The following is a 13,965-nucleotide window of genomic DNA, read 5'->3' as shown; positions in this document are numbered from 1 at the left end:
TCTCAACTCCTACTGAGATTTACGTCCTCATTATTATACATGATTTGTGATTTACAATTCATTTGCGATCGCTATATATAAGTCGCCCTTGTTCAGCGGCTCCGCGAAGCTGAAGCATTTTAAACTCCAGCTTCCACAATTCTAATCCATCACGGCTAGAGCCTTGAGGCCAAGGCTCTAAATGTCCCAACGGTGGACGGGGACGGGGGTCAATACTCAAAAATTTGATAAATTTTTGGATTAATTCGAGAAATTTTACTAATTCTGCCTGATTTTTACGATAGCGATCGCGGATCAGCTTTTGCTGAGTTCTCTCAAAGTTATTCGAGAGCTTGATATGAAATTGCTCTGATCTGTTCACAGACCTCCTCCGCCGTCATCGCATCGCTAGTTTCCAACCCGACAAAAGTTTCCTCCAGGGCTTCGGATAGTGCTTTTTGATAAGCACTATCTTCCCGTTCTACTCCACTCAAAATCGCATTAATAAGTCTATTAAAGGAGTTAATATAAGCTACAAAACTATCTAGTTCACCTTTAAGTACAATCCAAGGTAAAGCGATAGCCCAAGAAAAAAGCCCCACAAATTTAAGCAACTTCTCTTTAATTCCTTGAGGGGGTTCAATGAAAGCATAGACAAAAGCTTTGAGTAATTCTTGCGTTTCAGCAGGAATTTTTTCCCAACGGTCTTCAATTATTACAGCTAAATTGTTTGCTTTTTCAGCCAGTTCCCAAAACCTTGAAGCGCTGGACGTGCGTGGCTGAAATATCTGCCGAATTTCGCTGGGGCTAATTGTGATGGTGGCTGACATTTGCCTGACCTCTTGCGATGCGATCGCTTTAGGGATACTCAATCATTCTTAGTATATCAGTCAGGCTATAAAAAAAATTTAGGGTTATATCAAGTCCGGTGCTACCGGACTTGATAAGCTGATACGCAGCTAGATTGTATAATAGAAATATAAGATAAGCGATCATTAGTTAGAATGTATGCCAGCCAAAAACCATCTATCTCAAAATCAAAAACAGAGACTCATTAAACTCTTAAAAGAGTCTGATGATAATTATGTGAGGGAAAAAGTTCTAATCTTATTGCTAATAAATGACGGAAAAACTTATCGAGAAGTCAGTGAATTTATGGAGATTGCTTACACAACGGTAGCTTATTGGTCAGTTCATGGCGACCCAGATAATTTGGAGAGTTTTTTAGATAAAAGAAGCCCAGGAAATTTTCGCAAAGTCACTCCAGAGTATGAAAAAGTATTGATAGATACAATTGATAAATATCCGGCAGAATATGGATATGAATTTGGGAGATGGACGGCAGCCAGACTAGCAACATATTTAGAAAAAGTCACAGGAATTAAATTGAGTGGCTCCCAGATATCCAGGATACTACATAAAAAAAAGTACGTTTATATTTGGGCTAAATATAGTTTAGAGGACAAACAAAATCCCCTTGAAAGAGAAGTATTTAAACAGAAGCTATCGGAGTATTTAAGAATAACAAAAGAAACGCCAGAGCTTTTACAGGTATGGTTTTGGGATGAAAGTGGATTCAGTTTACGAGTGATAAGAAGAAAAAGTTGGGGTAAAAAAGGCAGTCGAAAAAAAATCACAGGTCAAAGGAAAAGAGGCAGAGTAAATATCATGGGTGGGTTGAGATATCATGACAAAAAAAGGTTAAATATTGTGATAAAAAGAGGAGACTCGAATACCTTTTACGAGCAAATTAATGCCTTAAATGATTCGATAGTTCAAGAATGGAGAGAACTGGGTAATCAAGCTGAAAAATTTGCCGAATCTGGAATGAAGATTGTCATTATTTTAGACAATGCTAGTTTTCATAAAAAGAAAGATATTCTGAGCCAAATTTCAGCCGAAATGCCTCATATTATTTTAGAATTTTTGCCACCTTACAGCCCCGATTATAATTTGATTGAATTAGTCTGGCATTCAGCGAAAGAATATATAGCACATCGACTGTTTAAGTCAGTAGAAGAATTGTCAGAATTACTACATAGATTATTAAATGAAGGAGAAATGGTTATTAAATGGGAGCGAAAAATCAAAAATAAAGGCAATGCTATTTTATCCGGTTTAGCTGCGTAGCAGCTTATAGCAATCCTAAGTGATTTTCTAGATCTGTAAATTTTGAAAGTCTTGCTATACAACAAGTCTAGGAAGACAAGAGGGCGTTGTGTTGTGAGACTCTGATCGGATTGCTATATAACCCTAAATTACAGCACCATTATGAAATACCCATTGGAAAAGTAAAGCTACTGTTAATGCTTCAGCGATGGCTTCCTAAGTTAGCCGAAAAGATTCTTAGACCTGGGCTGTAGTGACTACCGTTTCGAGTTTTTGGATAATTGCTATTGCATTTGCAACTCCATCTTCAGTTCGGATCTTTGCTCCTAACTCTGCTGCTCGTTGTTGCATCGTGCGATCGCCCACAGTCGTTTGAATCGCTTCTGCCAACCGTTCAACCGTAAGCTGTTTGCGGGGGATCGGGGCTGTTCCCACCCCTAAGTCTACAACCCGTTGCCCCCAAAAGCCTTGATCGCCAAAAAACGGAATAATAATTGTTGGAACACCTGCCCGAAGTCCTGCGGCTGTTGTGCCTGCTCCTCCATGATGTACCACTGCCGCAACTCGCGGAAATAGCCACGCATGGGGAATCGAATTGACTAGAAAAGCGTTGTCCGGCAGGTTTTCTGTTCGCATTCCACTCCAGCCAGCCGACAGAATCGCCCGTTGCCCAGTTTTGTCGAGAGCTTGCAAAACGAGATCGGCGGTTTCTTCAGGATTGCGATTGCCCATACTGCCGAAGCCGATATACACTGGAGGCGAACCCGCTTGTAAAAAGTTCTCCAGATCTGAAGGGGGAGTCCAATCGGATGCGGCATCCAAAAACCAGTAGCCTGTGACATGGGCATTCTGCCAATCCAACGGTTTAGCAATTACAGAAGGGCTGAAACCATAGAGTGTTGGCAAACGATGCAGATAGGGAGACTGATGAGGGCCGAAAAAGGAAGATGTCGGTAAATTCAACACTTGCTTACGGGCAGCGGTATCGCCAGAACGAGAGCCTTGCCAGATGATTTGTCTGAGAACTTGATGCGATAACCAGTTTACAGTCCCGCCAAAGCGATCAATGGACTGAGGAAACAAAATCCCCGGAAATGCTTTGGTTGGCGTAAAGGGAAACACAAAGGCTGGCAGCAGGGGAATTTCTAGCTTCTGGGCAAAGGACAGAGCAAGATAAAGCCCTCCCACACCCGCGATAAGTAAATCCATCCCTCGACAAGCCTCTAGCCCTGCCTGCGCCCATTGAATTGCCACTCGTTCGGTTTCTTTTGCCGTCTGCAGAGTCATCGTAATAAAGTTACCCTTCTCGACAAGCTCACGCATTTCTGGCGTTTCAATCAATTCTTGCACATTTCCCTGCATGGGATAAAACGTCAGTCCGTGAGAAGTGACCAATCCCTCAAAGTTCTCATGGGTTAGTAAGCGAACATCGTAACCCGATGCTTTTAACCCTTTCCCTAATGCGATGTAAGGTTGAACATCTCCCTGACTGCCCAAAGCAATGATAGCGATACGCATCGCGGGTGCCTCCTATTTCATGGACTGACGCTTGTGAACAAAAAAATGACGTTTGTGTCATTTTGACAATAATATCATTTTGATGAAGGTGTCAAGAGTAGGGTATGCTACGTTTGGTATCGTTCAACGCCGGCTTCATGAAGTCTTCTCGTCGAGCCTCTATTGGTATGGAAAAACGGGAACGGACGCGATCGCATTTGATTGAGTCCGCCTATCGGGTATTTGCTCGAAAAGAAACGGATGCGGTCACGATTGACGACATCATTGCAGAGGCAGGGGTTTCCAGGGGAACGTTTTACAACTACTTTCAGACTCGCGAGGATGTATTGAGGGCAGTTGCGGCATCTCTTAGTGATGTGATGAATCAAAAGATTTGGACGCAGTACGCAGCGATCGCAGATCCGGCAGAACGCATGGCGATTGGGCTGCGGCAGTTTCTCCATCAAGCGATGAGAGATGCCACCTGGGGATGGGTGATTGTTCGTATTGGATTAGTGGCAGCCCCTTTGAGTGAAACGATCGAGCGAGGTTTGATGTCAGATTTGGAAGCTGGAATCCGGTTGAAACGGTTTCAGGTGGAGAGTACACAAGCCGCGATCGATCTCGTTTTAGGAACAGCACTTATGGCAATGCGTACCATTCTGGAAGGACATTGCGAACCCAATTATCCACAACAAATTACGAAATTAATTCTCAAATCTTTGGGAGTTGCTGATGGTGATGCAGAGGCGATCGCATTCAAAGCATTAGAACCATTGCCAGGAGAATAAGATGGAGTGCAAAAAGATTTCGACTGTGATGGGGCATTATATTTACTCGTGACTCGATTGCAGACGAGAAATTTGTGAAACAGCCCCAATTGTGATGAAGATACCAATTCCTTGTACAAGAGTAAGACGCTCACCCAAAAATAGATACAGCAGTTTTTAGCAATATGAGGTACAGTCGGGCGGGGGGCATGGGCCAAACAGGGCATGGGGCATGGGATTACCCCGTGTACCTCATAAACCTGCAATCTGCTGTAAGCTCCACCTGCACCAAACACAGGAATGATATCAAGTCCGGTGCTACCCGACTTGATATCATTACCAGTAGACAGGTCATTGTCAGTAACCCCGGTCTAAAGACACGGGGCTTGTAAGAGAAATCTGGCAAGCAATACTGACCAGACTAAGGCTTAATTGCCTACGTTTTGAGAGTCACGACACCCTGTGGATGCGTAGCTAGTCCCCTGCTCTGTCATCTGCAATTAAACAGTTCTAAGGTCACGCTTTACAGTGTTGCAGGTCTAACAAGCTCTCGAAACATTGTCGAAGCTAACATTACCCCAGAAATGGGAGGCACAACCCGTGCAAAATACTATGCGTACAGGGCTGGGAAGTTTGAGGCGGTAATTGTCCCGTTGAAAGTGCAACACAAAAGCACACTCCCGCCAACCAGTCCCAAGGCGGTAGTCAATCAAAAATGTAAAGCCGTCCTAAAAGGACGGGGTTTCTACCCATTTTTCTGATGAAAAAGGCGGGCCCTAAAGCCCGCCCCATCAAACGATCGACTATCGATTAGTAATCGAAGTCGCCGCCGCCCATGCCGCCGCCAGCGCCAGCAGCAGCAGCGCCATCCTTCGGTTCAGGTTTGTCAACGACGATGCACTCGGTTGTCAGCACCATACCAGCAATAGATGCGGCATTTTGCAGAGCAGAACGAGTCACCTTCGCAGGGTCAACGATACCAGCTTCAAACATATCGACAAACTCATTTGTCGCTGCGTTGAAACCAACGTTGAACGGCTTTTCTTTGACGCGCTCAGCAATCACAGCGCCATTCAAACCAGCATTTTCAGCAATCCGCTTCAGAGGAGCAGCCAGAGCCCGTGCCACAATCAAAGCACCGGTCAATTCTTCGCCCTTCAGGCTGCTGTTAGCCCACTCTTCCAATTGAGGAGTCAGGTGAGCCAAAGTTGTACCGCCGCCAGGAACAATTCCTTCTTCTACAGCAGCTTTGGTAGCGTTGATCGCATCTTCAAGACGCAGTTTGCGATCCTTCATTTCGGTTTCGGTAGCCGCGCCGACTTTGATCACTGCGACGCCGCCAGCCAATTTGGCCAAACGTTCTTGCAGCTTCTCTTTGTCGTAGGAAGACTCGGTTTCGTCCATTTGACGGCGAATTTGTTCGCAGCGGGACTTGACGGCGGCTTCGTTACCTTCGGCAACAATTGTGGTGCTGTCTTTGGTGATGGTGATGCGGCGGGCTTTGCCGATCATGTCGAGCTTGGTATTTTCCAGTTTCAAACCGGCGTCTTCGGTGATTAGTTGACCGCCGGTCAATACGGCGATATCTTCTAACATGGCTTTGCGTCGATCGCCAAAACCGGGTGCTTTAACAGCAGTCACGTTCAACACACCGCGCAGTTTGTTGACAACGAGGGTAGCTAAAGCTTCTTTCTCAATGTCTTCTGCAATGATCAACAGCGGGCGGCCGGAACGAGCTACTTGTTCGAGCACAGGTACTAAATCTTGTACCAAAGCGATTTTCTTGTCTGTCAGCAAGATGAAGGGTTCTTCTAGAATCGCTTCCATCCGTTCGGTGTCGGTGACGAAGTAGGGAGAAATGTAGCCTTTGTCGAAGCGCATCCCTTCGGTGATTTCCAATTCGGTGGTCATAGACTTCCCTTCTTCCAGGGAAATCACGCCTTCTTTGCCCACCTTGTCCATTGCGTTAGCAATCATTTGGCCGACTTCATCGTCGTTACCAGCAGAGATGGAGCCGACTTGAGCGATGGCTTTGGAATCTTCTACTTGTTTGGCGTGTTCGGCAATTTTTTCTACCAAAAACGTGGTTGCTTTGTCAACACCGCGTTTGAGGGCGATCGCATTTGCGCCGGCTGCTACGTTACGCAGACCTTCTTTGACCATTGCGTGAGCCAAAACGGTAGCAGTTGTTGTACCGTCGCCTGCTGCGTCGTTGGTTTTGGAAGCTGCTTGACGGATCAGGGCAACGCCTGTATTTTCTACGTGGTCTTCTAGTTCGATTTCTTTGGCGATGGTAACACCGTCATTAACGATCTGAGGAGCTCCGAATTTCTTTTCGAGAACCACGTTACGGCCTTTGGGGCCGAGGGTTACGGCCACTGCTTCGGCCAAAATGTCCATACCGCGTTCGAGGGCGCGACGTGCATTTTCGTTGTAGATGATACGCTTAGCCATAGTTTTTGGGGATTTGAGGGTTTGAGATTTTGGATTGGGGATTATGGATTTTAGTCATTTGTCCCGTGTCATTAGTTGTTTGGCGGCGTTCGCTTTAAACTAATGACTGATGACTAAGGACTGATGACTAATAATTAATTAGTTAACGATCGCCAGAATGTCTTTTTCTGCAAGCAAGACGTATTCGTCGGTGCCGAGTTTGATGTCGGTGCCGGCGTACTTCGAGTAGAGAACTTTGTCGCCGACTTTGACTTCCATTTCTGTGCGGCTGCCGTCGTCATTGCGCTTGCCGGGGCCCACGGCCGCGACTTCGCCTACTTGGGGCTTTTCCTTAGCTGTGTCGGGCAGAAGGATGCCGCCGGCGGTTTTTTCTTCGCTAGCGCTTACTTTCACGAACACGCGCTCGCCTAACGGTTTAACGGTAGAAACACTCAGTGATACTGCTGCCATAAATAAATCTCCAGATTACAGATTGTCGTGAGTCAGTCGTCAGGGGTCACGATGAAAGCAACAGCGGACTACTTACAACTGACATATTAGCACTCTCGACTCCTGAGTGCTAATTTAGCTTTAGTCAGGGGCGATCGCAACTTAGTTGTCAGTACGGGTTCCCGAACCGAGCATGATTTGGAGGGAAGGAGAAGGGGGAGTGGGGGCTGTGGTGATGACTTTAGAGCGCTAACCAATTACTTTTGATTGATGAAGACAATGACAGAAAATAACGAGGAATATTGCAGCCAAGGCTTGAGCGCTTGCGTCAAAAGCCTGGGAATCGCTCAAATCGAGCGACATATTTTTATCTGTGCCGACCAAACCGTGCCCAAGTGCTGCGATCGGCAAACCAGTCTGGAGGCGTGGAATTACTTAAAAAAACGCTTGCAAGAATTGGGGTTGGACAAGCCGAGTGCCACTCGACCAACCTGCGTCTTTCGCACGAAAGCCAATTGCCTGCGAGTGTGCGCGTCTGGCCCGATTATGGTAGTCTATCCAGACGGAGTGTGGTATCGCGACGTTACTCCACCCGTCATTGAGAGAATTATTCAGGAACATCTCCTAAACTCAAAGGTCGTTCAAGAATACGCTTTCTTGACTCATCCTTTGCCAGTGCCTGCGGAGGCCCAGCCAAACATTTAAGTGTAGCGCTGTTTAAAGTACAGAGTTATAGGTAAAGTGTTAAATTTAAGGTTAAGGGTGAGAATTTGAGACAGTTTGGCGTCCGGGCGATCGCACCTGCTACAGCTCCATAAAACTGTAGTTAGGTTCTTGTGTTCCTTGTGCGGCTTCCCGTGTTCCTGGTGTTTCTCAAAAGGTACAGTAAAAAAAATCGATCGGAGGAACTGTGAAATTTTGTGCAAAAATTTCTCAGTGGCAGACACTAAGCAGGTTGCCAAACTACACTAGAAACAGTTAAATACGTAAGTAGGGAGTCTGCTTAAATTTCTCTATATCAGAAGTATCATTTAAAACCGGGGCATTAACCTGAAATTGAACCATCGAGATTAAAGATATTTAACTTGCGCTCTGTTAGGGCATCTCCAATCAATCAAGGCTGATCTTGACAGGGCGATCGTCCATTACAGGTTTGGGCTGCGTTGCAGGTCGTAAGACACTTACAAACAGCCGTCGATTATAGGTTGGAAAGCGGTAATACCCGCCCCGCTTTCCCTCACCGCCATCCCTTCAGTCGATCGTCGTCCTCCACTCCCAGCCGGGTGGCGGGGGACTGACCGAAAAAACAGAAGTGAAAACAAGGAAGTGTGCGGGATACTTTAGCGGGAATAAACATGACAAAGGACAATAATTCAGGAGAACAAAAACGGCTGATGCTGGTTGACGACGACCCCAATTTGATCTTGCTGGTCAAGGACTACTTGGAGTTTCGGGGTTACAACGTCATTACAGCAGAAAACGGCAGAGACGCTCTAGAAAAACTAGAACAAGAAGTTCCCGACTTGATTATCTGCGACGTGATGATGCCGGAAATGGACGGCTACACTTTAGTCAAACACATCAGAGAAGACCCTCGCACGAGCTGGATTCCGGTTCTTTTCTTGTCCGCAAAAGGTCAAAGTTCAGACCGAGTAAAAGGCTTGAGCACTGGGGCTGACGTTTATATAGTCAAGCCTTTTGAACCAGAAGAACTGGTAGCCCAAGTGGAATCTTCTCTGAAAGCAGCATCCCGCTTGATTCGCCACTCAAATCCCGGTATGGAGAGTGGCCCAAAAATTAAGGCGCGTCGCAATGTCGAATTGACTCCCACTGAGTTAAAGGTGGTACAGTTGCTAGCGCAGGGTATGGCCAACCGCCAGATCGCAGACGTGATGAATGTCAGCCAGCGGACTATCGAAAGCCACGTCAGCAATATGCTCGGCAAAACAGGTCTGCACAACCGGACAGAGTTAGCTCGCTGGGCTCTTGAAAGCAAAAAGGCTTGAGCGGAGGTAGTCTGCGCTATGAAATCAGGGGAGCAAAATCTACTGCTATGCGCTTCGGTATGCCTGCTTGGCGGTACGGCCCTGCGGCGGTAGTTTGAAGGCGCCATTAACCTTGACACGGCAGCCTGTATTGAGTTAGTAGGCGTATAGTTTGTGAGGGCCCCTCGCTCAAATGCAAGCAGGGTTAAAAGAACCCTCTGGCGGTAGAGCCGAAAATATGAAATACTGGGGAGATGGAGTTTTCTGAAGTCTAATCTATTGCCTCAGTTAGCTCCATGTTGCTAAAATGTGATATTTAGATTAACTTCTTTCTACAATTATTAGGTCTAAGTTTCTATGACAAACTTAATGAACCGCCTTTCTATTTTTGTGGACGGGAACAATATGTTCTACGCTCAACAAAAGAACGGTTGGTTTTTTGATCCTCGCAGGGTGCTCGAATATTTCAAAACTTCGCAGCCGAATGTCATCTTGATCAATGCTTTCTGGTACACAGGTCTAAAAGACCCCCAAGATCAAAGGGGATTTCGAGATGCTTTGATAAGTCTAGGTTACACGGTTCGCACTAAAATTCTTAAGGAATATTACGACGATGCTTCGGGCAGATATTCTCAAAAGGCTAATTTAGACATAGAAATTGTGGTTGATATGTTTAATACCGTGGATCAATACGACCAAGTTGTGCTGTTTAGCGGGGATGGGGATTTTGAGAGGGCGATCGAGCTGCTGCGATCAAAAAATACTCATATTACTGTGGTATCAACCGAAGGAATGATTGCTAGAGAGTTACGAAATGCTACAGATAGGTATATAGACCTAAATGAAATTAGGGAACATATCGAGAAGATGGATTATTAGTCAGTAGTTATTAGTCATTAGTCAGTAGTTAGTAGTTATTAGTCATTAGTCAGTAGTTATTAGTCAGCACTTATGGGTTATGGGTTATTAATTATTCGTTATTGGCGCGAAACACGGGACTGGTGCCCCCGCCCAAAAACGCATACTTGCTTTCCGATAGGAGCCGCCAGTAGCCCAAAATTTTAGACTAAGGTTCAAGTTCCCAGATTCATCTGTGGAGTAAATCTAAAATCTAAAATCTAAAATCTAAAATCGACTGACTGGAGGCTAAAAATCCAGAAAAACGGACAAGTAAAAATCAGGAAAACACTTTTGTAGAGCTATGAAAACTCAACCAAGTCAAGACCGGATTATTATTTTCGATACGACTTTGCGGGACGGAGAACAATCTCCGGGTGCATCTCTAAATGTGGATGAAAAGCTGACGATCGCTCGCCAGTTAGCGAGATTGGGCGTGGATGTGATTGAAGCGGGTTTCCCTTTCACCAGCACGGGAGATTTTGAGGCAGTCCAAAAAATAGCCCGAGCGGTTGGCACAGAAAATGGGCCGACTATTTGCGGTTTAGCGAGGGCGAGAAAGGAGGATATTAAAACAGCAGCCGAGGCTCTCAAACCCGCAGTAAATGCGCGAATTCATACGTTTCTGGCTACGTCTGATATTCACTTGGAGTATAAGCTGAAAAAGACGCGGGCTGAGGTTCTGGAAATTGTGCCGGAAATGGTGGCTTACGCTAAGTCTTTTGTGGATGATGTGGAGTTTTCGCCGGAAGATGCTTGTCGATCGGAACCGGAGTTTTTGTATCAGGTTCTAGAACGAGCGATCGCAGCCGGTGCGACTACTGTTAATATTCCCGATACTGTCGGCTACACGACTCCGAGCGAATTTGGGGCTTTGATTCGCGGAATTAAGGAAAATGTGCCGAATATCGATCGCGCAATTATTTCGGTTCACGGTCACAATGACTTAGGATTGGCTGTTGCTAACTTTTTGGAAGCTGTGAAAAATGGCGCCAGACAGTTAGAATGCACGATTAACGGGATTGGGGAACGGGCGGGAAATGCAGCTCTGGAAGAGTTGGTAATGGCGCTTTATGTGCGGCGCCAATATTATAATCCGTTCTTAGGCAGGGCTGCGGATTCTGAGGAACCGCTGACAAATATTGACTCGCGCCAAATTTACAAAACCTCGCGCTTGGTTTCCAATTTGACGGGGATGTTGGTGCAGCCAAATAAGGCGATTGTCGGGGCAAATGCTTTTGCTCACGAGTCGGGAATTCACCAAGACGGAGTGCTGAAAAATAAGCGGACATACGAGATTATGGACGCTGAGTCGATCGGCTTGACGGAAAATCAAATCGTCTTGGGCAAATTGTCGGGGCGCCACGCTTTCCAGACTCGCTTGAAAGAGTTGGGTTTTCAAATGGCCGACGATGAGCTAAATAAGGCTTTTGTCAAGTTCAAAGATTTAGCGGACAAGAAAAAAGAGATTACTGATTGGGATTTAGAGGCGATCGCCAATAACGAAGTGCACCAAGCACCGGAACTTTTCCGGTTAGAATTGGTGCAAGTTTCCTGCGGGGACAAATCTCGCCCGACAGCAACTGTCACTGTGCGGAATCCGGCGGGCGAAGAATTGACCGATGCTGCGATCGGCACTGGGCCTGTGGATGCGATTTACAGGGCAATTAACCGGGTGGTAAACGTACCGAACGAGTTGATCGAGTTTTCTGTACAATCGGTAACAGCGGGCATAGATGCGATCGGGGAAGTAACAATTCGCTTGCGCCACGAAGGCAAAGTATTTTCCGGTCACTCAGCAAATACCGACATTATCGTAGCCTCCGCAGAAGCATATATCAGCGCTTTAAATCGCCTGTATCAGGCATTGCAGCATAGTGCTGAAAAATCCTCCGAACAGCAAACTCCGATCGCAAATCAAGTTGTTGCAAAAGCACAGCGCTGATAAATTTATTGTCAGCCATTTTTCTTGAAACAAACCGCAGACGAACGCACATAACAGCAGATATATCTAAATAAATCTGCGTTAATCCACGTTCATCTGCGGTTAAAAATTAATTAAAATCTTTTTTAGCAACAACAAACCCTAAAAAATGCAAGAAGAAACTTTAAAAAAAGAGCGGCAATTCCACGATGCTTGGGCATCCACAATCGATATTGACGGCATTCGAGTCAATGATTACTTTGAAGCTTGTACCGCCCCAGAAAATAGATTTATCGTCCAGCAAATGGGCGATATTACAGGCAAACGCCTGTTAGATTTAGGCTGCGGCGCGGGAGAAAATAGCGTTTATTTTGCGAAAAAAGGCGCAGATTGTGTGGCGGCCGACTATTCTCAGGGCATGGTAGACGTTGCTCTGAAATTGGCAGATAAAAACGGCGTCAAAATAGAGGGCTGCACTCTAAATGCAATGGCTATGGATTTCCCGGACAATAGTTTTGATATTGTTTACGCTTCTAATTTGCTGCACCATTTGCCGGAACCTGAAAAGGCAATTCGGGAAATGCACCGCGTCCTGAAGCCTGGGGGTAAAGCTTGTTTTTGGGACCCGATGAAGCACAATCCGGTGATTAATGTTTACCGTAGAATGGCTACTGAGGTGCGGACGGAAGATGAAACTCCTTTGGATATTAATATTGTGAATTTTGTCAAGTCTTTGTTTTCGGAGACGGCTTATGATACGTTTTGGCTGACGGCGCTGTGGATTTTTTTGCGATTTTATTTAATCGAAAAGGTGCATCCCAATGAGGAGCGTTATTGGAAAAAGATCATCATTGAACAAGAGAGATTGAAACCGGAATACTCTCGGTTGGAAGGGTTAGATGGCTTTTTGAAGAAGTTGCCTTTGATGAAGCGCTTGGCTTGGAATTTGGCTGTGGTGGCAACGAAGTAATTAAAAGAAGTACAATAAGTCAAAGCATTTAATTAAGAGGCTAATTATGCCAGAAACTATTACTGCTATATACGAAAATGGGGTTTTCCGTCCCCTGAGTCCTTTGTCATTGAATGATGGGGAAACTGTGGAAATCACAATTGTAGCGGAAGTGTCGCCGGAAGAACTTAAGGGCGATCGCGAAAAAGCGATTATGTTGATGGATGTACGGGGATTGGTGCGTTTGCCAAAGAAACCGTTTAAGCTAGATGCAGCCGCAGAACAAAAGCGGCGCGAACTGTTTGAAAAACTGAAGGAAAGAGTGGGGAAACCTCTTTCTGAAATCGTTATTGAGGATCGCGGCCCGTGGTAAATGCCTATTTCTTAGACACCAGCGCTTTGGTTAAACGGTATGTGCCTGAATTGGGAAGTAATTGGATTCAATCAATTACTCTTCCTGCAGCAGGTTACTTTCTCGCGATTTCTCAGATTACTTGGGTGGAGGTATGCAGCGCTTTTTCACGCCGTCAACGAGAGGGTAGTCTATCTGTCGATGAGGTTGACCAACTTATGGGAGATTTTCGCACGGATTTTGACAACCAGTATGAAGTTCTTGAAGTTGATCGCACTTTGATAGAAACAGCGGGTGCACTGGTGATGCAAAACCCGCTGCGGGCTTATGATTCTGTGCAATTAGCCTCAGCTTTGCGCGTTCAATCTACTCTCGTTTCCGTGCCAGAAACTCAACTAATTTTTGTTTCGGCGGACAATCGATTGCTGGATATTGCTCAGTCTGCAGGGTTGGCTATTGATAATCCTAATAATTATCCGTAATCAAGCGGTGTGTAGTCAGGAATGTAGTCGTCCTAAAAATCAGAGGAGTAAAGTCATGACTCTGGCGGGGTGACAACTCCGCCGCAACCGAGATAGAGTGAGGTGTTGACCAACTTGTGGTAAAAAAAGATAGGTCAG

At 45.7% G+C, this 13,965-nt stretch carries 14 protein-coding genes; 9 read left to right on the top strand and 5 right to left on the bottom strand.

The features are described from left to right. Nucleotides 1-58: 58 nt before the first annotated feature. Together QUA83_RS28750 and QUA83_RS28745 are read right to left on the bottom strand one after the other, a co-directional pair. On the bottom strand, nucleotides 59-361 hold the full coding sequence (locus QUA83_RS28750) for a hypothetical protein (RefSeq protein ID WP_333297537.1): 303 nt from the start codon (nucleotides 359-361) through the stop codon (nucleotides 59-61). Continuing rightward, nucleotides 321-851: a hypothetical protein gene (locus QUA83_RS28745; protein WP_333297536.1), complete on the bottom strand. Its 531-nt coding sequence runs from the start codon at nucleotides 849-851 to the stop codon at nucleotides 321-323. Before QUA83_RS28745 ends, QUA83_RS28750 begins: the two co-directional genes overlap by 41 nt. Nucleotides 852-987: 136 nt before the next feature. Here QUA83_RS28745 and QUA83_RS28740 point away from each other — a divergent pair, with 136 nt between their 5' ends. Then, nucleotides 988-2,109, top strand: coding sequence for an IS630 family transposase (locus QUA83_RS28740; protein WP_333297535.1), 1,122 nt, complete (start codon nucleotides 988-990; stop codon nucleotides 2,107-2,109). Nucleotides 2,110-2,325: 216 nt separating this feature from the next. Here the strand turns inward: QUA83_RS28740 and QUA83_RS28735 are convergent, their stop codons facing one another. Beyond that, nucleotides 2,326-3,606 (bottom strand): glycosyltransferase, encoded by a 1,281-nt coding sequence (locus QUA83_RS28735; protein ID WP_333297534.1) that lies wholly within the window; start codon nucleotides 3,604-3,606, stop codon nucleotides 2,326-2,328. A 104-nt stretch (nucleotides 3,607-3,710) separates the two neighbouring features. Between QUA83_RS28735 and QUA83_RS28730 the strand changes: the two genes are divergently transcribed. Then, nucleotides 3,711-4,376 (top strand): TetR/AcrR family transcriptional regulator, encoded by a 666-nt coding sequence (locus QUA83_RS28730; RefSeq protein WP_333297532.1) that lies wholly within the window; start codon nucleotides 3,711-3,713, stop codon nucleotides 4,374-4,376. Nucleotides 4,377-5,165: 789 nt separating this feature from the next. Here QUA83_RS28730 and groL read toward each other — a convergent pair. Both groL and groES read right to left on the bottom strand, forming a co-directional pair. Next, nucleotides 5,166-6,809, bottom strand: a complete 1,644-nt coding sequence (groL, locus tag QUA83_RS28725; RefSeq protein WP_015174510.1) for a chaperonin GroEL — start codon at nucleotides 6,807-6,809, stop codon at nucleotides 5,166-5,168. 138 nt (nucleotides 6,810-6,947) lie between these two features. Continuing rightward, nucleotides 6,948-7,259 carry a co-chaperone GroES gene (gene groES, locus QUA83_RS28720; protein WP_006633072.1) on the bottom strand — a complete coding sequence of 104 codons (312 nt, stop codon included), beginning with the start codon at nucleotides 7,257-7,259 and terminating at the stop codon, nucleotides 6,948-6,950. Nucleotides 7,260-7,517: 258 nt separating this feature from the next. On the opposite strand from groES, the gene QUA83_RS28715 reads away from it, so the two are divergent. The 7 genes from QUA83_RS28715 to QUA83_RS28685 all read left to right on the top strand — a co-directional run bounded on the left by QUA83_RS28715 (nucleotide 7,518) and on the right by QUA83_RS28685 (nucleotide 13,827). Then, nucleotides 7,518-7,943: a ferredoxin gene (locus QUA83_RS28715; protein ID WP_333297531.1), complete on the top strand. Its 426-nt coding sequence runs from the start codon at nucleotides 7,518-7,520 to the stop codon at nucleotides 7,941-7,943. 650 nt (nucleotides 7,944-8,593) lie between these two features. After that, nucleotides 8,594-9,244, top strand: coding sequence for a response regulator transcription factor (locus QUA83_RS28710; protein ID WP_333038438.1), 651 nt, complete (start codon nucleotides 8,594-8,596; stop codon nucleotides 9,242-9,244). A gap of 336 nt (nucleotides 9,245-9,580) precedes the next feature. Further along, complete coding sequence (locus QUA83_RS28705; protein ID WP_006633075.1) at nucleotides 9,581-10,102, top strand: LabA-like NYN domain-containing protein; 522 nt, start codon at nucleotides 9,581-9,583, stop codon at nucleotides 10,100-10,102. A 322-nt stretch (nucleotides 10,103-10,424) separates the two neighbouring features. Continuing rightward, entirely contained in the window at nucleotides 10,425-12,065 is a 1,641-nt protein-coding gene (locus QUA83_RS28700; RefSeq protein ID WP_333297530.1) for a 2-isopropylmalate synthase, read from the top strand. A 148-nt stretch (nucleotides 12,066-12,213) separates the two neighbouring features. Then, nucleotides 12,214-13,014 carry a class I SAM-dependent methyltransferase gene (locus QUA83_RS28695; RefSeq protein ID WP_333297528.1) on the top strand — a complete coding sequence of 267 codons (801 nt, stop codon included), beginning with the start codon at nucleotides 12,214-12,216 and terminating at the stop codon, nucleotides 13,012-13,014. Between the two features lie 46 nt (nucleotides 13,015-13,060). After that, complete coding sequence (locus QUA83_RS28690) at nucleotides 13,061-13,366, top strand: antitoxin family protein (protein ID WP_333297526.1); 306 nt, start codon at nucleotides 13,061-13,063, stop codon at nucleotides 13,364-13,366. Then, complete coding sequence (locus QUA83_RS28685) at nucleotides 13,360-13,827, top strand: type II toxin-antitoxin system VapC family toxin (protein ID WP_333297525.1); 468 nt, start codon at nucleotides 13,360-13,362, stop codon at nucleotides 13,825-13,827. Before QUA83_RS28690 ends, QUA83_RS28685 begins: the two co-directional genes overlap by 7 nt. Nucleotides 13,828-13,965 lie beyond the last annotated feature (138 nt).

The organism is Microcoleus sp. K1-B1, assembly GCF_036704705.1.
In the GTDB taxonomy this organism is placed as follows: domain Bacteria; phylum Cyanobacteriota; class Cyanobacteriia; order Cyanobacteriales; family Microcoleaceae; genus Microcoleus.
This window is presented reverse-complemented; position numbering and strand designations above follow the sequence as displayed.

Excerpts from the sequence above, each read along its gene's own strand:
- groL (WP_015174510.1), bottom strand. The coding sequence starts at position 6,809 with ATGGCTAAGCGTATCATCTACAACGAAAATGCACGTCGCGCCCTCGAA.
- QUA83_RS28700 (WP_333297530.1), top strand. The coding sequence starts at position 10,425 with ATGAAAACTCAACCAAGTCAAGACCGGATTATTATTTTCGATACGACT.
- QUA83_RS28690 (WP_333297526.1), top strand. The coding sequence starts at position 13,061 with ATGCCAGAAACTATTACTGCTATATACGAAAATGGGGTTTTCCGTCCC.
- groES (WP_006633072.1), bottom strand. The coding sequence starts at position 7,259 with ATGGCAGCAGTATCACTGAGTGTTTCTACCGTTAAACCGTTAGGCGAG.
- QUA83_RS28740 (WP_333297535.1), top strand. The coding sequence starts at position 988 with ATGCCAGCCAAAAACCATCTATCTCAAAATCAAAAACAGAGACTCATT.
- QUA83_RS28730 (WP_333297532.1), top strand. The coding sequence starts at position 3,711 with ATGCTACGTTTGGTATCGTTCAACGCCGGCTTCATGAAGTCTTCTCGT.
- QUA83_RS28735 (WP_333297534.1), bottom strand. The coding sequence starts at position 3,606 with ATGCGTATCGCTATCATTGCTTTGGGCAGTCAGGGAGATGTTCAACCT.
- QUA83_RS28695 (WP_333297528.1), top strand. The coding sequence starts at position 12,214 with ATGCAAGAAGAAACTTTAAAAAAAGAGCGGCAATTCCACGATGCTTGG.
- QUA83_RS28710 (WP_333038438.1), top strand. The coding sequence starts at position 8,594 with ATGACAAAGGACAATAATTCAGGAGAACAAAAACGGCTGATGCTGGTT.
- QUA83_RS28715 (WP_333297531.1), top strand. The coding sequence starts at position 7,518 with ATGACAGAAAATAACGAGGAATATTGCAGCCAAGGCTTGAGCGCTTGC.
- QUA83_RS28705 (WP_006633075.1), top strand. The coding sequence starts at position 9,581 with ATGACAAACTTAATGAACCGCCTTTCTATTTTTGTGGACGGGAACAAT.